This is a genomic window from Enterococcus sp. C74, from assembly GCF_040887125.1.
Lineage (GTDB): Bacteria > Bacillota > Bacilli > Lactobacillales > Enterococcaceae > Enterococcus_B > Enterococcus_B hirae.
Window position 1 is genome coordinate 69,900 of record NZ_JBFOFA010000004.1, and the last position, 19,997, is coordinate 89,896.

The 19,997-nt window shown below is 37.4% G+C and carries 16 protein-coding genes and 1 riboswitch; all 16 genes read left to right on the forward strand.

Annotation, left to right across the window (positions count from 1 at the left end; all coding sequences use genetic code 11):
* Positions 1-124 precede the first annotated feature (124 nt).
* Positions 125-907, forward strand: coding sequence for a DUF368 domain-containing protein (locus tag AB3H93_RS06715; protein WP_225792594.1), 783 nt, complete (start codon positions 125-127; stop codon positions 905-907).
* Positions 908-1,074: 167 nt separating this feature from the next.
* On the forward strand, positions 1,075-3,396 hold the full coding sequence (locus AB3H93_RS06720) for a cation-translocating P-type ATPase (protein WP_368020395.1): 2,322 nt from the start codon (positions 1,075-1,077) through the stop codon (positions 3,394-3,396).
* Between the two features lie 186 nt (positions 3,397-3,582).
* On the forward strand, positions 3,583-5,424 hold the full coding sequence (gene dnaG, locus AB3H93_RS06725) for a DNA primase (protein WP_010719587.1): 1,842 nt from the start codon (positions 3,583-3,585) through the stop codon (positions 5,422-5,424).
* A 23-nt stretch (positions 5,425-5,447) separates the two neighbouring features.
* Positions 5,448-6,557, forward strand: coding sequence for an RNA polymerase sigma factor RpoD (rpoD, locus tag AB3H93_RS06730; protein ID WP_010719586.1), 1,110 nt, complete (start codon positions 5,448-5,450; stop codon positions 6,555-6,557).
* A 374-nt stretch (positions 6,558-6,931) separates the two neighbouring features.
* Positions 6,932-9,232, forward strand: a complete 2,301-nt coding sequence (locus AB3H93_RS06735; protein WP_368020346.1) for a cell division site-positioning protein MapZ family protein — start codon at positions 6,932-6,934, stop codon at positions 9,230-9,232.
* Positions 9,233-9,433: 201 nt separating this feature from the next.
* Positions 9,434-10,297 carry a S1 RNA-binding domain-containing protein gene (locus tag AB3H93_RS06740; protein WP_010719584.1) on the forward strand — a complete coding sequence of 288 codons (864 nt, stop codon included), beginning with the start codon at positions 9,434-9,436 and terminating at the stop codon, positions 10,295-10,297.
* 103 nt (positions 10,298-10,400) lie between these two features.
* On the forward strand, positions 10,401-10,874 hold the full coding sequence (locus AB3H93_RS06745; RefSeq protein WP_010719583.1) for a Fur family transcriptional regulator: 474 nt from the start codon (positions 10,401-10,403) through the stop codon (positions 10,872-10,874).
* Positions 10,875-10,966: 92 nt separating this feature from the next.
* Positions 10,967-11,854: a site-specific tyrosine recombinase XerD gene (gene xerD, locus AB3H93_RS06750; RefSeq protein WP_010719582.1), complete on the forward strand. Its 888-nt coding sequence runs from the start codon at positions 10,967-10,969 to the stop codon at positions 11,852-11,854.
* 18 nt (positions 11,855-11,872) lie between these two features.
* Positions 11,873-12,244, forward strand: a complete 372-nt coding sequence (locus tag AB3H93_RS06755; RefSeq protein WP_010719581.1) for a hypothetical protein — start codon at positions 11,873-11,875, stop codon at positions 12,242-12,244.
* Entirely contained in the window at positions 12,241-13,008 is a 768-nt protein-coding gene (locus AB3H93_RS06760; protein ID WP_277749450.1) for a segregation/condensation protein A, read from the forward strand. The genes AB3H93_RS06755 and AB3H93_RS06760 overlap by 4 nt, the downstream gene beginning before the upstream one ends.
* A complete protein-coding gene (gene scpB / locus AB3H93_RS06765; protein WP_010719579.1) occupies positions 12,992-13,567 on the forward strand; it encodes an SMC-Scp complex subunit ScpB in 576 nt (191 codons plus the stop codon). The genes AB3H93_RS06760 and scpB overlap by 17 nt, the downstream gene beginning before the upstream one ends.
* Complete coding sequence (locus AB3H93_RS06770) at positions 13,567-14,283, forward strand: pseudouridine synthase (RefSeq protein WP_010719578.1); 717 nt, start codon at positions 13,567-13,569, stop codon at positions 14,281-14,283. Before scpB ends, AB3H93_RS06770 begins: the two co-directional genes overlap by 1 nt.
* A gap of 80 nt (positions 14,284-14,363) precedes the next feature.
* Positions 14,364-14,487, forward strand: a riboswitch (FMN riboswitch).
* 121 nt (positions 14,488-14,608) lie between these two features.
* The gene (locus AB3H93_RS06775; RefSeq protein ID WP_010737347.1) at positions 14,609-15,223 is read left to right on the forward strand and encodes an ECF transporter S component; all 615 of its coding nucleotides are present in this window, start codon (positions 14,609-14,611) and stop codon (positions 15,221-15,223) included.
* A gap of 596 nt (positions 15,224-15,819) precedes the next feature.
* Positions 15,820-17,343 carry a YfcC family protein gene (locus tag AB3H93_RS06780; RefSeq protein WP_010719576.1) on the forward strand — a complete coding sequence of 508 codons (1,524 nt, stop codon included), beginning with the start codon at positions 15,820-15,822 and terminating at the stop codon, positions 17,341-17,343.
* Between the two features lie 151 nt (positions 17,344-17,494).
* On the forward strand, positions 17,495-18,835 hold the full coding sequence (locus AB3H93_RS06785) for a M20 family metallopeptidase (protein ID WP_034867515.1): 1,341 nt from the start codon (positions 17,495-17,497) through the stop codon (positions 18,833-18,835).
* 285 nt (positions 18,836-19,120) lie between these two features.
* On the forward strand, positions 19,121-19,846 hold the full coding sequence (locus tag AB3H93_RS06790; protein WP_368020347.1) for an alpha/beta hydrolase: 726 nt from the start codon (positions 19,121-19,123) through the stop codon (positions 19,844-19,846).
* Positions 19,847-19,997: the final 151 nt, after the last annotated feature.

Below are 19,997 nucleotides of genomic sequence, written 5' to 3' on the forward strand. Positions count from 1 at the left end.
TTTTGCTAGATCTTTATCTTATCAGAAAGAAGGAGTGCTCAAAAAAGTGGAAAAAGAACAAATCATAACAGAAAAGGTAGCGAAAGATTCAGGGAAAGACTGGCTATTGCGCTTTGTAAAGGGAATGTTTATCGGTTCGGGTTTTATTTTACCGGGGGTAAGCGGAGGCGCATTAGCAGCTGTTTTTGGGATGTACGAACGATTGATCTCTTTTTTAGCTCATCTAACCAGAAATTTTAAAGAAAACGTGCTTTTCTTTTTGCCTGTCGGATTAGGAGGCATCAGCGGAGTCTTTTTGCTTTCCTTTTTGGTGAGTTTCTTATTAGGGACATATGAAACGACGATTTTATGGTTTTTTGTTGGGTGTATTGTAGGTACTGTTCCAGCGTTGTGGAAAGAAGCTGGAAAGAAAGGGCGGCAATCAGGTGATATCATCCTGATGATCGTCACATTGATCGTGGCTTATTTCTTTTTACTTTACGGATCACAACTATTTGATGGTCAAGTTGAACAAAACACAGTAACTTGGATCATCGCTGGCGGTCTAATCGGCTTAGGGATGATTGTTCCTGGACTGAGTCCCTCGAATTTTTTAGTCTATATGGGGTTATATAAGGCGATGGCTGATGGTTTCAAAGAAGCTCGCTTAGACGTGATCTTACCGATCGGTTTAGGCGCGGTAGTCTGCGTGTTGACGTTATCAAAGTTATTTGATTTTATCTTTTCTAAGGCATATAGTAAATTGTTCCATTTTATTTTAGGAGTTGTTTTTGCTTCTACGGTAATGATTGTTCCTACAGATTACACAAATTTAAGTTTACTAGGAATCATCTTTTGTCCCATTTTATTTTTTGCTGGTATCGCATTAGGTTGGTGGATGAGTCGTTTAGAAGAACAATATAAATAAAGGTTGAATGGCACATGATTTTTGCTGGGATTTCTCAGCGGCATAGAATCATGTGTTATTATTTTGTATAAATTTGTAAAAAATAAGTTGTTTTTAATAATAGAACAAGCTAGACTTAAATATATTGATTATTTTTTGAAAGTTGGCGAAAAATGGAAACGAAAGAAATGAAGGGTCTTACTCAGGAAGAAGTGAGACAAAAAATTTCCTCTGGGCAGCAAAATGATTACCAAGAGGATGCATCAAAAAGTACTAAGCAGATTCTTAGTGACAATATACTAACGCTGTTCAATTTTTTAAATTTTGGTATTGGGATTTGCTTACTATTGGTCGGTGCCTATTCCAATATGGCTTACCTGGCAATCATTGTGGTGAATATCATTATTGGTATCTATCAAGAAATCCATGCTAGAAATCTAGTAAGAAAGTTATCGATTGTTTCGCAATCAGAGGTACGAGTTGTCCGCGAAGGAAAAGAGCAGTCGATTTCAACGAAAGAATTAGTTTTAGGAGATGTCGTAAAGATTGGTGCAGGGGAACAGATTCCTTCTGATTTAAGAGTGATCTCAGGACGCGCAGAAGCCAATGAGGCACTATTGACAGGGGAGTCAGACCTGATTGTCAAAACCGAAGGAGATGAATTGCTTTCAGGTAGTTTCTTAACCAGTGGTTCTGTTTTAGCTCAAACGATTCGTGTTGGCGCAGACAACTATGCAGTTCGCCTAACGAGTGAGGCAAAAACCCATAAAGCGATTCATTCTGAACTTGTCGATTCTATTCGAAAAGTATCGAAATTTACTAGCTTCATTATCATTCCATTAGGTATTATTTTATTTTTAGAAGCGTTATTTATCCGTGATGCTTCCATTAAGATTTCTGTTATTGCTTCGGCAGCAGCATTACTAGGGATGTTGCCTAAAGGCTTAGTCCTTTTGATTAGTATTGCACTGACTACTGGTGTAACGAAATTAGCAAAGAAAAGAATCTTAGTCCAAGATATGTATTCGATTGAAACACTTGCTCATGTAGATACGCTTTGCTTGGATAAAACAGGGACGATCACTGAAGGAAAAATGAGTATCCAACGGGTCGAAGCCCTAAATCCTAAGTACGAAAAAGCGATTCCTGAAATCATGGGAACCTATCTAGCTGAAAGCAGTGACAATAATCTTACCATGCGGGCACTTAGAGATTACTTTCAAGTAGCTAATCGCTATACTGTGACTGAAAAATTAGCTTTCTCTTCTGACCGTAAATGGGGAGCAATGGAGTTTCCTGAATTAGGTGTGATCTATGTAGGAGCTCCTGAACGTTTGGTTGAAAAATCACAACTGCCAGAAAGTTTGGTGGATGCTCAAGCAAATGGCTACCGTGTATTGATGCTGGGTGTCGCTCCTGAACAACATTTGACTGAAGGAGAGCCAAAAGGCGTTGAACCAATCGCGCTGTTTGAGATTGACGATCCAATACGTAAAAATGCAGAAGAAACATTAGCTTATTTACATGCTGAAGGTGTGAATCTAAAGGTTATTTCAGGTGATAATCCGTTCACAGTTTCAAATATTGCCCGCCGTGCAGGCTTACCAAATTATGATTCGTATGTTGATCTTTCTACGATGACAGAAGAAAAAGCTGTCCGGGAAGCCGCTCATGAATACACGGTCTTTGGTCGTGTGAGTCCACAACAAAAGAAAACATTAGTGAACGAATTAAAACAAAGTGGTGGAACTGTGGCTATGACTGGGGATGGAGTCAATGACGTATTGGCACTGCGTGAAGCAGACTGCAGTATCGCCATGGCTGAAGGAGACGGTGCAACAAGACAAATTGCTAATCTCGTTTTACTTGATTCTGATTTTACGACTTTACCAGAAGTCTTATTCGAAGGGCGTCGTGTCGTGAACAATGTGACCAAAGTTTCAGGTATTTTCTTTATCAAGACGATCTATTCGTTTATTCTTTCTATTTTATGCGCAATTACTGCAATCGGGTTTCCATTCATCCCAATCCAGATCACATTGATTGACTTAGCTATTGAAGGTTATCCTTCTTTCTTCTTATCGTTTGAACAAGATAAACGAAAGATTACCTATCGTTATTTACCAACAGCATTGATCAATGCATTGCCAAATGCATTGCTAGTCGTATTGAATATTATTGTGGTTTATATTTTAGGAAAAGTTTTGCCATTTACCCCGTTGCAAACGACCACTTTAATGTATTATCTATTGATCGGAATCAGCTGTATGGCAGTAGTCAAAGCGTGTTATCCATTTAATCCGTTGCGAATTTTCTTAGCGGTAACAACTGTTGTGGGGATTTATGTAGCAGCGATGCTTTTCCATCATCTGTTAGAAGTTGATCTTGGGTTAGGAACGGCTTGGCCATATTTCATTGGTTTTATGATCGTTAATATCATTTTGAGACTGATTTATGGAAAGACCAATATTCGTGACTACTTATTGAATAAATTAGCAACAACGAAATAAACTGTTGCTTGTTCTTAGAATGACAAGTATTATACTTGAAAAAGTTTAGAATTGTGATAGAATGAAACATGTATAATTGTGTCCTTTAAAATCGCACTGATTTTCGTTAGTGCGATTTTTTACCGGTTATTCTCCTGAGGTATCTCTTTGACAGATGCCAATTAGCTATTTACAGGGGGTGAAAGCATGGCTCAACGGATTCCTCAAGAAGTCATTGAAACGATTCGTGGACAAACGAATATTGTTGAGGTGATTGGTCAATACGTCCAATTAAAAAAATCTGGAAAGAATTATTTAGGTTTGTGTCCTTTTCATGAAGAACGAACACCATCTTTCTCGGTGGCTGAAGATAAACAGATTTTTCATTGCTTTGGTTGCGGAAAAGGAGGAAACGTCTTTACTTTTCTTCAAGAACTAGAAGGACTTAGTTTCCCAGAAGCAGTCGTCAAAGTTGCTGATTTTGAACAAATTCAGTTAGAAGATCAATGGCGCAAACAAACACTTCCCTTCGAAAATAGCGATTCAATTACAGGAAAATTGATTTTAGCGCATGAAAAAGCCGCAGAAGTATATCATCATATGTTGCTACATACGAAAGTAGGCGAGCAAGCTTTAGATTACTTACTACAACGTGGTTTGACACTAGAATTGATTGAAGAATTTGCGATCGGATTTGCACCGAATGAACGTTCATTTTTGAAACAAGTATTTAAAACTGAAGCATACGATCAAGAAGTGTTGGAACGTTCTGGTTTGTTTATCTCTCATGAGGATGGAGGAATATCTGATCGGTTTTACCAACGTATCATGTTTCCTATCAGAAACCCTCAAGGGCGCACGATTGGTTTTTCTGGACGCTGGCTTGCACCAGAAAAAGGACAAGAAAAAGATCAACCCAAATATTTGAATAGTCCAGAAACAGAATTATTCAATAAAAGACAAGTGTTGTTCAACTTGGATAAAGCACGTAGTGATATCCGAAAAAGCGGTGAAGTTCTTTTATTTGAAGGTTTCATGGATGTCATTGCTTCTTGGCAAGCAGGTGTAAAAAATGGGATAGCTTCCATGGGAACGAGTTTAACGAATCAACAGATCCAGCAGATCGAACGAGTAACCAAAGAACTAGTTTTTTGTTACGATGGAGATAAGGCAGGATTCGAGGCAACGAATCGAGGGATCGAATTGTTACGACAAAATAGTCGATTGCAATTATCAATCGTTGTGATTCCGGAAAAACTTGATCCCGATGAATATTTACGTAAATATGGAAATGACTCCTTTAATGAACTGATCTTTCATGGTCGTGAAACGGTCTTTACTTTCAAGTCACGTTACTTGAAGCAAGACAAGAACCTGGAGAATGAAAAAGATAAAATCCAGTACTTAGAAGAGGTATCGAGAGAACTTAGTCAAGTTGTCTCGCCAATCGAACAAGATATGTATTTGTCGCAACTAGCGACCGAATTTCAACTTAGTCGTGAAACCCTGCAAAAGCAAATACGGGATTTTCGCAGGGAAAATCAAACGAATCGAACCAACCAACCAACGACATTGCCAGAACCAGCTATTTCACGGACGGCAATAACGAAAAAGAGACCGCTGACTCAAGTAGAAAAAGCGGAACAAATGCTCTTGTACAGAGTGTTCAAAGAGATATCTGTCCGTAATCTTTTGAAAGAACAGCAATTTCAGTTTATTCATGACATTTATGCAGAAGTTTATTTTTTATTCGATGCATTTGTGTCACAACATGATGAATTCAACCTTGCGGAGTTTTTGGACTTTTTGCAAGATGAAAATTTAAGGCGTTTAGTGGTGGAAATCGAGTATTTGCGTGTAGCCGAAGAAAGCACACCAAGAGAAATCCAAGACTTATTGCGTGTAATCAGAAAGTCTAGTTTAGCTGATGAAATAACTTTAAAAAAACAAATGCAGCAAGAGGCTAGAAGAACTGGAAACAAGCAATTAGAATTGGAATTAACGATTGAGATCATTAATTTAACAAAACAGTTAAAACAAGCCGAATAGCTACTCAAGGGGGGCCTTCTTTTATGGCAAATGTAACAGAGAATAAAAAGTATGAAGCAGCAGTAGCAGCTTTTATCAAAGAAAACAAACCAAAAAGACAAGTCGTGTATGATGATCTTTCAAATAAACTTGCAACGCCATTCACATTGAATGCGGATGAGATGGATAAATTGATCCAAAAAGTCGAGGATGCTGGAATCAGCGTTGTTGATGAAAATGGAGATCCATCGATCCATAGCTTGAAGAGTGCAGAGAAAAAAGCGGAACAAGCAAAAACAGAAGATCTGTCAGCACCTACTGGTGTAAAAATCAACGATCCAGTTCGTATGTATTTAAAAGAGATTGGTCGTGTTTCCCTATTAACTGCGGAAGAAGAAGTAGCTCTTGCTTTAAAAATCGAAGAAGGTGATCAAGAAGCAAAACAGCGTTTAGCTGAAGCAAACCTTCGTTTGGTCGTAAGTATTGCTAAGAGATATGTTGGACGTGGCATGCAATTTCTTGATTTGATCCAAGAAGGAAATATGGGCTTGATGAAAGCTGTTGAAAAATTTGACTATCGTAAAGGATTCAAATTTTCAACTTATGCTACATGGTGGATCAGACAAGCAATCACTCGTGCCATCGCTGACCAAGCACGTACGATCCGTATCCCAGTGCATATGGTAGAAACCATCAATAAATTGATCCGTATCCAACGTCAATTACTTCAAGATTTAGGAAGAGAACCGACGCCAGAAGAAATTGGTGCAGAAATGGACCTTCCTACAGAAAAAGTACGTGAAATATTGAAAATTGCGCAAGAGCCGGTTTCTTTAGAAACACCAATTGGTGAAGAAGATGATTCTCATTTAGGAGACTTCATTGAAGACCAAGAAGCTACTAGTCCTGCAGAACATGCAGCTTATGAATTGCTAAAAGAACAATTAGAAGATGTTTTAGATACATTGACTGACCGTGAAGAGAATGTTCTCCGCTTACGTTTTGGTTTAGACGATGGTCGTACCAGAACACTCGAAGAAGTTGGGAAAGTATTCGGAGTAACACGTGAACGTATTCGACAAATCGAAGCGAAAGCGTTACGTAAATTACGCCATCCATCACGTTCAAAACAATTGAAAGATTTCTTAGAGTAAAAATAGGATTCAAATTTTGAATCTTATAGACAATGACTGTCTTTTAAAATAGCGAGTAGCCTTTACTGAAAACAAAGTAGCACGGGATCAGAATAGATGATCCCGTGCTACTTTTTTAGTCAATAGCTGAGTCAAAAGCTTGAATCTGATCATAATAAACAAATAATTGATGCGCTATTAAGATTATGATGATGAAAACATAAATAATTGCGTAACTATGCGTAATTATAAGAAACTTTTTGTAAATTATTTGTTTTATTTTTACGAGTTATACTATTTGATATCCGTTTGATCAAAATAGGCTCTTGGCGAAACTTTCAGAATATGGTAGATTAAATGGTAGCGTAAACCTAACAAAAGGAGCCGATCGCTCAGTGATAAAAAAATGCCCAACGTGTGGATCAAAGAAAATCAAAGGAAAGTTGATTTGTCCTGATTGTGGTTACCAAATAAAAGAGCAAGACCAACACACGAATGAAGAAAAGAACAACAGTCAATTACCAATAGATTCTTCAGAAGAACATTTTCCTGACACGGAATTAAATGATCCAATCGAATGGTCAGAATTAACAGAGTTACCATTAGAATCGGTCATGGCCTTGTTTAAAGAAGAATCATCTGAAGAAACGAATCTAGCAGAAACTAATGATGCTGAAGATGTAGTCACTAAAAAGGCAAACAAAAATCCGTCAACAAGTGAAGAAGGAACTGATTCGAAAAAACAAGCTAACGGCGATGAAATGACGGATGAACTCGAAGCAGAACAACAAAAAAGAGTAGCTGAATTAAAAGAATTTGTTGATCATGAAAAAGAAAATTCGATTTTATCTGCTTATATCAAAGCTCATAGAGAAGATACAACAGAAGAACATGCAGAAGAATTGATGCGAATGATCCAAGAGGAACTCGCAGCTAAAAATGCCAAAGAGACTGATTCAAAACAAGAAAGTACAGTGCCAGTAACTAACGAACGTGAAACGAAAGAAAAGGAAACAGTTGATACGAAGGATAGCGTTGTTCAGCCAACTGACCATCAAGCGATTGATCAAGAAGAAACGTTCGAAACGGCAACAGAAAAAAATCATGAACGCTTAACGGTACCCCAAACTTCAGAAGAAAATCAATTGCTTTCTTCTAAGGAACAAACTGAAGAACCAGTGCCCGCTTCAAAATCGACTCACGTCCAATCGTCGTCAGAAAATCTTTTGATAGGAAAAAAAGAAGTCGAAGAAAAAGCGAGTGTGGAAGATGTCGATAAAAACTCAACCCATGAGGACGAAGCGTTAAACGAAAATTTGAAACCTGAAGTTTCAGAAAAAGATATTCCGAAAGCAGCTCCATCACAAGAGAATCAATCAAACGGAGAAGTTCTAAAAGAAGAAATATCGAAAGAAGAAACAGCAAAAGAAGAAGTACCGAAAGAAGAATCGGTAAAAGAAGAAGAACCAAAAGAAGAAATTCGTAAGAAAGATTCTTCAAAACCAGAAGCTATAGAAAAAACAGAATTATCAAATGAAATCGATCAAAGGACAGAAACGGAACAAAAAGAACCAGTTACATCAGCAAAGACTGATGAGGGGAAACGAAAAAGATCGAAAAAAGGACCGTATCTGGCTTTAGCAGCAATCGTCTTGCTCGGAGTCGGTGGTTGGGCTTATTATGACCATCAGCAAGATGTTCAGGCACAAATCGCTGCACAAGAAGAAAGACAAAAACAAAAGGTGGCAGAGCTACAAACAGCCTTGAATGCTTTTTATACAGATCCGTCTCACCAGTTTATCCGTACTTCAATGATCAATCAAGACTTAGCTAAACTAAAGACTGATCTGAATGACGTAAAAAAAGAGAAAGAATACCCTGAATTAGAAAAAACATTCCAGGATATCCAAACCAAAATCAAAGATATTCAACGTGTCAACCAGTTATTTACTTCGGTAGTGATTGACGATGATCATTTAGCAGCTGATCCTAAACTAAAAGAGGATCAAGCCATTCAACCAATGACTACAAATGAAACTGCTTTTGGACGTCTGATCAAGCAAGCGCAAACTGAAGCAGAGGACCAATACAAACAATTGCAGACGGCTAAAGATAAAGTGAACGTTGTCTATCATGATAATCAAGTCGTAGACAGTGCGAACAGAGAGCAGTATGACGAAGCAAAAAATGCTGTAGAGCAAATCAAAAATGAAGAGCTAGCTGTCGCGTTAAAAGATCAACTAAAAAAAGTAGATGAAACCTTGACTGCGAAAGAGCAGAAAGAAGCACAAGCAAAAGAAGAAGCAAAAAAAGCAGCTGAAGCAGCCAAACAAGCTGCAGCTCTGGCTGCACAACAAGCAAAATCTAGTTCCACTACCAATAAGACTAATTCAGCCAATCAACCCATCATGTCAACTCGACAAAGTGATGTGGCTGATGCATCTAATCCAGCATGGAATTGGGCACCAGGAGTCCAACAAAGTGTTATTGCTACTTGTATTCAACGAGGCTACATTGTGGCAGGTGGATATAAACTAGAAAAAGCGAGAATCGAAAATGGTGAAGGTTACTATAATCTTTATGCTACTTCAACCCAATCTAATTTGATGCGTGGAATCGGTGAAAGTGCATTGCCATTTTATATTGTGACGATCAATTGTAAAACAGGCTGGTTTGGCGGAAATGGCAGCCATTAATCTGCTAGATAGACAATGATCAAATACTACTCAGATATCGTAGATCGTATGGAACTAAGTGGATGACCATATAGGATCAGATACACGATGTCTGAGTTTTTTTGCGACGACTAAGACCAAACCAACTACTAATCATGGGAACATTATGTTATGATAGCTAAGAAAAGATGGCTGAATCTTTTATAAATAAGGAGAAATAAGATGAATGAATTATTGGCAACAATATTTACCGGAATGGTAATTGATGAAAATGAAAAAAATTACTTTGTCCAGAAAAATGGACAAACTTTTGGATTAAGTAAAACCGAAGGGACCTATCGTATCGGTGAAGCAGTCGAAGGGTTTGGTTATCAAAATCAAAAACATGAAAATCGTTTTACTACATTGATTCCTAAAAGTCGAATTGGTCACTATGCTTTTGGTACAGTGACCGCTTCACGAAAAGATTTAGGAGTATTCGTCGATATTGGATTACCCGACAAAGATTTTGTGGTCTCATTAGATGAACTACCAACAATGACAGAACTTTGGCCTAAAAAAGGCGATCGTTTAATGGTTGCTTTAAGAGTCGATAGCAAAGACCGAATTTGGGGTAGTTTAGCCGATGAAAAGATTTTTAAATCATTGAGTAAACGTGGAACAGAAGAAATCAAAAATAAAGACATTACAGGTGTTGCTTACCGCTTGAAACTGACCGGAACGTACGTCTTAACAGATGATTATTATATTGGATTTATCCACCCATCAGAACGCTATAATGAGCCGCGCTTAGGTGAACAAGTCAAAGGACGAGTAATTGGTGTGAGACCTGATGGAGTATTGAATCTTTCATTAAAACCAAGAGCATATGAAGCAATCTCTGATGATGCACAAATGATTTTAACAATCATCGAACGATCAGCAGATGAGCAAATCCATTTTACTGACAAATCTGATCCGGAAGATATCATGAAAACTTTTGGTATAAGCAAGGGAGCTTTTAAACGAGCAATCGGCAATCTATTAAAACAAGGACTAGTCAAACAAGAAGCAGGCGTAACGAAACGAATTAGAAAATCTAATTGAGAATACCTTGCATGTTTTTCTTAACTAGCTTATAATTATTTTAATTTAGAAAGAGATTCTTTTTGTTTGATTATAATTATTATAAATTGTCGGGGTTGAATACATGGTTATGAATGCGATGTCAGTAATGAAAAAAACGAAACAACAATTGCACGAGTCGGGGTTCAAATTAACCCCACAAAGAGAAGCAACTTTACAAGTACTTTTAGAAAATGAGAAAGAACATTTATCGGCAGAAGAAGTCTTTTTTCTAGTGAAAAAAAAGAGTCCAGAAATTGGGTTAGCTACTGTCTATCGGACGTTAGAGATTTTGACCGATTTGAAAGTCATTGATAAAGTCAGCTTCAATGATGGTGTTGCTCGCTATGACTTGAGAAAAGAAGGAGCAAAACATTTCCATCATCATTTATTGTGTTTACGATGTGGCACGATTGAAGAGGTCGAAGAAGATTTATTGTGTGAAGTGGAAGAAATTGTGGAGCAACGGTATCACTTTTTGGTAAAAGATCATCGCTTAACATTTCATGGTATTTGTCAAAAATGTTACACTAAAGAAAAAGAAAGCAAAACCGTCTGATTGCTAGACGGCTTTTTCTTTGCCTAGCTGTAAAATAGACTATCGAAAATGAAGGGTATCTGATATGATAGAAGAGCACGAGGTGGATTATTATGAATGAAGAAATTAATGATTATCTCCACTATTTGACGATTGAACGTGGCTTGTCATTAAATACGAGAAAAAGTTATGAACGAGATTTGTTACAGTATCTTCATTATTTAGAAGATGAGCAAATCACTTCCTGGCAAGATGTCGATCGCTACGTCGTGATCAATTATCTGGAAAAGATGCATGATGAAAAGAAAGCTCCGGCAACCGTGACCAGAATGATTACTAGCTTGAGAAGATTTCATCAATTCTTACGTCAAGAACGATTGACTGATCATGACCCGATGCAACACATTGATACGCCTAAAAAGGTTCAAAAGTTACCTAGTACCTTATCCTTGACTGAGGTTGAACGATTGATCGAAACACCTGATACAACCAAAAATCTAGGGATCAGAGATCGAGCAATTCTAGAAGTCATGTATGCAACAGGTATGCGTGTCAGTGAACTCGTTGGTTTAAAGCTAAGTGATCTTCACTTGTCGCTCGGCTTGGTCCAAACACTTGGTAAAGGGGACAAAGAACGGATCATACCACTAGGTGATTATGCGATCCAATGGTTGGAGCGGTATCTAGACGAAGCACGCCCCCTCCTTGTAGCGAATCCTTCTGAAACGCATGTATTTGTCAATCATCATGGTACAGGGTTATCACGGCAAGGTATCTGGAAAAACCTTAAACAATTAGTGCGTGAAGCAGGAATCAATAAAGAGGTGACCCCTCATACTTTAAGGCATAGTTTTGCGACACATTTGCTGGAAAATGGTGCAGATCTTCGAACGGTACAGGAATTATTAGGACATGCTGATATCTCAACAACACAAATTTATACACATATCACAAAGAAAAGAATGACGGATGTTTATAAGCAGCATTTTCCAAGGGCTTAGTCATAGGAAGGTGAAAAAATGTTAACACATTACCGAAAAGAAAATCGTAAAATTGCTATGGGACTGTTAAGTTTTCATAAGAAACTAACGGATAAATCGAATTTACTCAAAGAAATCAATACCTATGAAACAGAAGAAGGATATGAACTTTTTTTCTTCACACCAGAAGGTTCAACGAATATTCAAGGGATTATTGGTGTTTATTGGGGTGAAAATCAGGAATTGATTATTCACGATGTTTCATTGAATCCATCTTATCGGGGAGATCAGATGGGCTTTCAAATGCTTGATGAACTTCAAGAAAAATACCCAGACTTTTCCATACGACCAACAGAGATTACCCGTCCATATCTCGCAAAATGGGTCGATCGAAACAAGAAGAAAGAGTGAATATGGTGACAGAAATCAATATCAAATTAGATATATTTGAAGGACCCTTAGATTTACTCCTTCATTTGATCCAGCAAATGGAGATCGATATTTATGATATCCCGATTGCAACGATCACTGAGCAATACATGAGTTATATTCATACGATGAAAACTCTTGAACTTGCTGTTGCTGGAGAATATCTAGTGATGGCTGCCACGTTGATGGCGATCAAAAGCAAAACTTTGTTACCTGTTCAAGAAGCAATCATTGAAGATGAGTATTGGGAAGAGGACCCGCGTGACGAATTAGTCAATCAATTATTGGAATATCGAAAGTATAAGTATGCTGCAGAGCAGTTAACCGAAAAAGCCCAAGAGAGAAGCTTATATTATACGAAAGAACCAGTTGCAGTAGACGATCTCATTGGACAAGAGAAACCATTGAAACGTGGACAAGTCAAAAAGATTGATTTGTTTCATGCGATGGAAAAAATCTTAGAGCGAAAGAAATTCTCAGAGAAAGTTGAAAAAACGATTACTCCTGATGATACAACAATTGAAGAACGTATCATCTTTATTGAAGAGCGTCTTAAGCAACATCATAAGGGATGCTCTTTTGAGTCTTTTTTTGAAACGCCTTCGAAAACAGAAGTAGTCACTACATTTATGGCTTTATTAGAAATGATGAAAAATGGTCAGATCGTTGCGCAACAAGAAGGAAATTATGAAACAATTATGCTTTATCTAGCAGTAGGAGATACCAAAGATGACAAAATTAAGTGAACTTGAAGCCATTTTATTTATTGTTGGCGAGGAAGGAATCGGGTTAGAAGAAATCAGCTATCTGTTAACTATTACGAAAGAAGAGACAGTGGCTTTATTAACGGAATTAAAAACAAGATATGAAAATGATCCAGCTAGTGCTTTGCATATTTTGGAAACAGAGGCACATGTCGTTTTAACAACCAAAAAAGAGTTAGCGCCATTGTTGAAACGCTATGCCCAAGGGACGTCTAATACTCTCTCACAAGCAGCTGTCGAAACGTTGGCGATCATTGCATATAAACAACCGATTACCAGAGTAGAAATCGAACAAATTCGTGGGGTTCAAGTCTCAGGTGCCATTCAACGGCTAGCTGCTCATCAGTTGATTGAAGAAAAAGGACGCGTGGAAGGACCTGGACGACCTATTTTGTATGGGACGACTCCTTATTTTTTAGATTATTTTGGTCTCAACTCATTAAAAGACTTACCAGATATACAAGCAATGGAGCATTCATTAAACGAAGAGTCTTCACTCGACTTATTCTTTGATGAAATGGATGAAGGAGAACAGATATAATGGAAAGACTACAAAAAGTAATTGCGCATGCAGGGATCACTTCCAGACGTAAAGCGGAAGAATATATTTTGGCTGGACGAGTAAAAGTCAACGGCAAAGTAGTAAAAGAACTCGGAGTAAAAGTTAGCAAACGTGATTTGATCGAAGTAGATGAAGTGCCGATTTATCAAGAAGAATACGGGTACTATTTACTATATAAACCAAAAGGCGTGATTTCCGCTGTTGCTGATGACAAGGGACGAAAAGTCGTAACTGATTTGCTCCCAATGGTGAAAGAACGAATTTATCCAGTAGGACGATTAGATTATGATACTTCGGGTATACTGCTCTTGACTAATGACGGTGATTTTGCGCAACGTTTGACCCACCCGAAACATGAAGTAGACAAAGTATATGTGGCGAAAGTCAAAGGGATTGCTACTAAAACAATGTTATCTCCCTTGACGAAAGGGATAAAAATCGAAGGGAAACGAACTTCACCAGCACGTTACCAAATATTATCTGTGGATCCTAAGACAAATCATAGTATCGTTGAATTGACTATCCATGAAGGTAGAAATCATCAGGTAAAAAATATGCTTCAAGCAGTTGGCTTACCTGTTCAAAAATTAAAACGAGAAAAATACGGCGATTTGACGCTTCAAGGCTTACGCCCTGGCGACTATCGTGAGTTGAACAAAAAAGAAGTCAGCAGTTTATTGAATCAATCAAAATGATTACTTACTTATTATAAGAATAAATGATTGCATTTTTTCTCAAGCGATGTATAATGTAAAGGTAAACAAAATTATAAATGGTTCGTCTTCAGGGGCAGGGTGAAATTCCCGACCGGTGGTTATAGTCCACGACCTACTTTACCTAAGTAGCTGAATCGGTGAAATTCCGATACCGACAGTATAGTCTGGATAAAGAAGATAGAGCTTATTTGACGTAGTTTTTTGCCAAATAACTCTAACTCTCCCTGTTATTGGAGAGTTTTTTTATTTGCAAAAAGTTCGTCGAAAAGTTCGCTGAAGAGGAGTCCTAACAGGAGGATTTCAAATGAAGAACACCCGTGTACAAAAAATGGTCGCTGTGGCATTATTTGCTGCGATCGGATTGGTTTTGCAATATATCGCATTTCCGATCATGCCAGCCTTTAGTTTTTTAAAGATCGATTTTAGTGATATCCCAGTACTGATCAGTATGTTTTTATTTGGTCCAGTTGCTGGATTGGTTACAGCTTTCTTACGATCGATCTTACACTTGATCACTACTGGCTTTTCACCAGATAATTTGGTAGGAGATACAGCCAGCTTTTTAGCAACAGCTATCTTTACCTTACCTATTTTCTACTTCTTCCGTAAGAAGACTCAAGTAGGGAAAAATAAGTTTTTAGGTGTGATTTCTGGTACGATCGCAATGACGATCTTCATGAGTGTCGCAAACTATTTTGTGATTACCCCATTGTACCTTATGTTTTTAGGTTTAAATGCTAATCAAATGTTAGGGATGCCGTTAGCTAATTATGTCCTGATCGGAATCGTCCCATTTAATATCATTAAAGGATTTATCGTCAGTGCTGCCTTTTTGGTTTTACACGCAAAATTATTGCCATGGTTAAGTCGGAAACAACACCAGTTGGCACAAAGACATACAGTGACGAACAACAAATAAATAGTACAGCAGCTCATGCTCGTTTATCCATTTTTAGAGGGAAGCATGAATTGATGCCACTTTCTTAATTATTTTATCATTAAAAAAATCAGTCAAGGCTCCTTAACTTTTACAATATAAAAAGTTAAGGAGCCGTTTTTGTCAGTACTAGTATTTCTGAAAAAGTAGTCCAACGATTAGAAAAAAAGGGGATGAGAAAATAAACATTGTTTTTTCTAAAAAGAATTCAAGGAAATAAAAAAATATCGGAAATTTTAATGAAAAAAAATTCATTAACCCACGTTGTGTAAGCGTTTTATAAACGGTGTTTGAGTATTTCTTTTGTTTATGCATAAAAATGTATTTTATGATTCAAAATGTGAAATTAATCACTTTTTGAATGATAAATAGTTTTGTTATAATGGAAGTGGAAAACGCTACAATTGTATTGAAAAAGCTTTACCTTAAATTTTATAGAGAAAGGAGTGAAAGCAGGATTTTTGAATAAAATTTGTCAAATCAATAGGTTATTGTTTTGGTTATCGTATTCTTTTTGATAAAATAACTGATGGAATCACTCTTATAAGATTCTAATGTTACAAGAAAGGGAGAAGAACATGGAACAAACAAAGAAGAAACAATTTCAAATGCCTTCAGCGTATACGGTCTTATTTATTATTATTGCGATTATCGCTGTACTAACTTGGTTCATACCAGCTGGACATTATAGTGTCAATGATGCAGGCAACATCATTGCTGGATCATATGAACGAGTAGAGCAAAATCCTCAGGGGCTATGGGATATCTTTATGGCACCGATTAATGGGATGCTAGGTGTACCTGCTGGGGAATTAACGAAAGAAACACCGGCTGCTATTCCAATTTCATTCTTTATTTTAGTTGTGGGTGGTTTCTTAGGTATTATCAATAAAACTGGTGCTTTGGATGCAGGGATTGCTTCCGTTGTAAAACGCTTTAAAGGAAAAGAAAAAATGTTGATCCCTGTGTTGATGATCTTATTTGCATTAGGTGGTTCAACTTATGGTATGGCGGAAGAAACTATTCCGTTCTATGCTTTATTGATTCCTGTTATGATGGCTGTTGGGTTTGATACAGTTGTTGCAGTAGCTATCGTTTTAGTAGGGTCACAAGTTGGTTGTTTAGCTTCAACCGTTAATCCATTTGCTACTGGGGTCGCTTCTCAAGCAGTTGGTATCTCAATGGGTGAAGGAATCGGGTTACGTTTCTTGATGTTCGTGGTACTATTGGCTATCTCAATTGCTTATGTCTACCGTTACGCATCTAAAGTGGAAAAAGACCCAACGAAATCACTTGTATATAAACAACGTGAAGAAGACATCAAACATTTTGATATCGATTCAATTGGTCGTCAAGAATCAATTACTAAAAGACAAAAACATGTGAATATCCTATTTTTCATTACCTTTGGTATTATGATCATTAGTTTGATTCCTTGGACAACATTGAATAAAAACTTTACGATTTTTGAATCATTAACTAACTGGTTAACAGGGTTACCTGTAGTCGGAACTGTTTTAGGTAAAAACATGCTTCCTTTAGGAGAATGGTATTTCCCAGAAATTACCATGTTGTTCTTAGTGATGGCTATTGTAGTGGCAATCACTTACGGAATGAAAGAATCAGTCTTTATTTCTGAATTCTTAGCAGGAGCTTCAGATTTGATCGGTGTTGCGATCGTGGTAGCTGTTGCACGTGGTATCCAAGTTGTGATGAATAATGGTTTAATCACTGATACGATCTTACATTGGGGTGAACAAGGATTAAGTTCATTGTCATCTAGTGTCTTCTTGATCTTAACGTTTATCTTCTATATCCCTATGTCATTCTTGATCCCATCAACTTCTGGACTAGCAGCAGCTACTATGGGAATCATGGGACCAATGGGTGAATTTGCAGGCGTTGGTAAAGATTTAGTTATCACTGCTTATCAATCAGCATCTGGTTTGGTCAACTTGATCACACCAACATCAGCAATCGTTATGGGGGCTGTTGCGATCGCTCGTTTTGATATTTCCGTTTGGTGGAAATTCACAGGAAAATTGATTGCTATCCTATTTGTAGCCATTTGTGTTATCTTAGGTGTAGCGGCAATGTTATAACAAAGTAGACAAAACCGTTGACTTAGAGTGTACATGGTTTTCTACTTGATGTGAATGGACAAGATCCAAGCTCAACTATTTATTGTTTGAAAAAAGAGGTTGTGTCTGTTGTTTTGACATAACCTTTTTATTATATTAGGAGGCTAGTAACATGAAACAATTTGTAACAAAACAACATCATGAACAAGCATTGGAATCTTTAAATGAATTGATTCGAATCCCTTCAGTTCTGGACGAATCAGATACTGGTGAAGGGCATCCTTTTGGGACAAAAGTGATCGAAGCATTGGATAAAGTGTTAGAAATCAGTGAAAATCTAGGATTCAAGACATTTAAAGATCCAGAAGGATATTATGGTTATGCGGAAGTCGGATCTGGCGATGAGCTATTTGGTATCTTGTGTCATATGGATGTCGTTCCAGCTGGCGATGAAAACAATTGGGATTCTAAACCATTTGAACCAACTGTCAAAGATGGTTGGTTGATTGGACGAGGATCACAAGATGACAAGGGACCTTCCATCGCTGCAATGTATGCTGTCAAAGCTTTGATGGATGCAGGCGTTGAATTTAATACACGTATCCGATTTATTTTTGGAACCGATGAAGAAAACTTGTGGCGTTGTTTAGATAAATACAACGAAAAAGAAGAAGGTATTACGCAAGGATTCGCACCAGATGCAGAGTTTCCATTGATTTATGCTGAAAAAGGATTACTACAAGCTTACCTAACTGGACCGGGAACATCTGAATTTTCAGTTAAAGCTGGTGGCGCACTGAATGTCGTTCCAGATGCAGCTCCTTATGCTGGTGAAAAATTAGCTGAAGTCAAAGAAGCATTGAAAAAACATGGATTTGACTTTGAAGATCAAGGAGAATCAATTGTCGTTCTTGGAAAAAGTATCCATGCCAAAGATGCAGCAGAAGGTGTCAATGCAATCTCTCGTTTAGCGATTGCTCTTTCTGAAGTATTTGATTTTGCTCCAATCAACTTCTTAGGTCAATTAGTTCAAGAAAATGCTACTGGTGAAAACGTGGTAGGGAAAACGGTGGATGAACAATCTGGCGAATTGACAATGAACTTTGCTAGTCTGGAAATCACTCCTGAACAAACTAAAATCGGGGTCGACATGCGTATCCCAGTAACTTTCAAAAAAGATGAACTCGTAGAAAAACTAACAGAAACTGCTAAAAAGTATGACTTGACTTATGAAGAATTTGACTTTTTAGATTCCCTTTATGTTCCATTAGACAGTGAATTGATCAAAAATCTTTTAGGAACTTACCGTGATATTACTGGTGATATGACTGAACCATTTGTATCTGGCGGTGCAACTTTTGCACGGACGATGAACCAATGTGTAGCATTTGGTGCAATGTTCCCAGATACCCCTGATTTTATGCATCAGGCAAATGAACGTTGGGAACTAAGCAGCATGTACAAAGCAATGGAAATCTATGCAGAAGCTGTTTACCGTTTGTGTGGAAAATAATCATTTGAAATGCTCAACTAAATACACTTTAGTTCAATAGAGAACGAAACTGCTCTCTTACTGTTAAAGGCTGATGAAGGTCAATGTACATTCATCAGCCTTTTTTTTGTTATAGTGGGTCTTGTTGAGGGGAAGAGTTAGGTCTAAGAAAGATCGCATTTAGTGCCACTGGCTAAACAAATTTATTCTTTTTCAAGAAAAAAGAGTTGCAATTTATTCGTATTTTATTTAGTGTGAATTTATAATCGATCAATAGGTACGATAAAAGGAGAATAGGTGAGAGATGTGAAGATATTTAAGCGAGTATTAATTGGTATAATTATTTTTTTGGGGCTAGCAGGAGGCGCTGGGTACTACTATTTACAACAAAATACCTATGAACCATCTAGTCAAGCAAGTCAAATAGCCCAAAATGGAAAAGATAAAAAAGATTATTTATTTTTTGAGACGAAAGAAAAAAGTCAAAAACCACTGGTTATTTTTTATCCAGGTGCTTTGGTTGAACCAGCTAGTTATAGTGTCTGGGCTGAACAATCAGCAAAAAGTGGGTACTCCGTAGCAATCGCTAAGATGCCTCTTGACTTAGCCATACTTAGTGGGAATAAGGCAGATAAGATCAAAGAAGACTTTTCAAATCGAAATTATGTGATTGGTGGACACTCATTGGGGGGCGTCATGGCGAGTCGTTATGCTAATCAGCATTCTTCTGACAAACACTTAAAAGGAATCTTTTTCTTAGCAAGCTATCCTGATGAAAAAGGTACATTGGCGAAAACGACGTTACCTGTATTAAGCCTGACTGCTTCTAATGATAAAGTCTTGAATCAAAAAGCCTATGAATCAGCTAAAGAATATTTACCTGAGCAAACAGAATATGTTTCGATTAATGGAGGAAATCATGGCGGATTTGGCAGCTATGGGGAACAAAAGGGAGACGGCAAAGCTAAGATTACAAATGAAGATCAACAAACAGCGATTATTAATACGTTAATCAATTGGTTAGGAGAATAGAGTTCCAGACCTAAATCTTACAGCTCACTTTAAAAATGAGTAAAAAGTGTGTATCAGCTCTTTGAAAAAAGCTTGGATTTTTTATAACATGAGAAACTGTTAAAAAAAATTCAAGCTTATTGTTATCGTAGCTTCCCGCTTCTTTCATGAC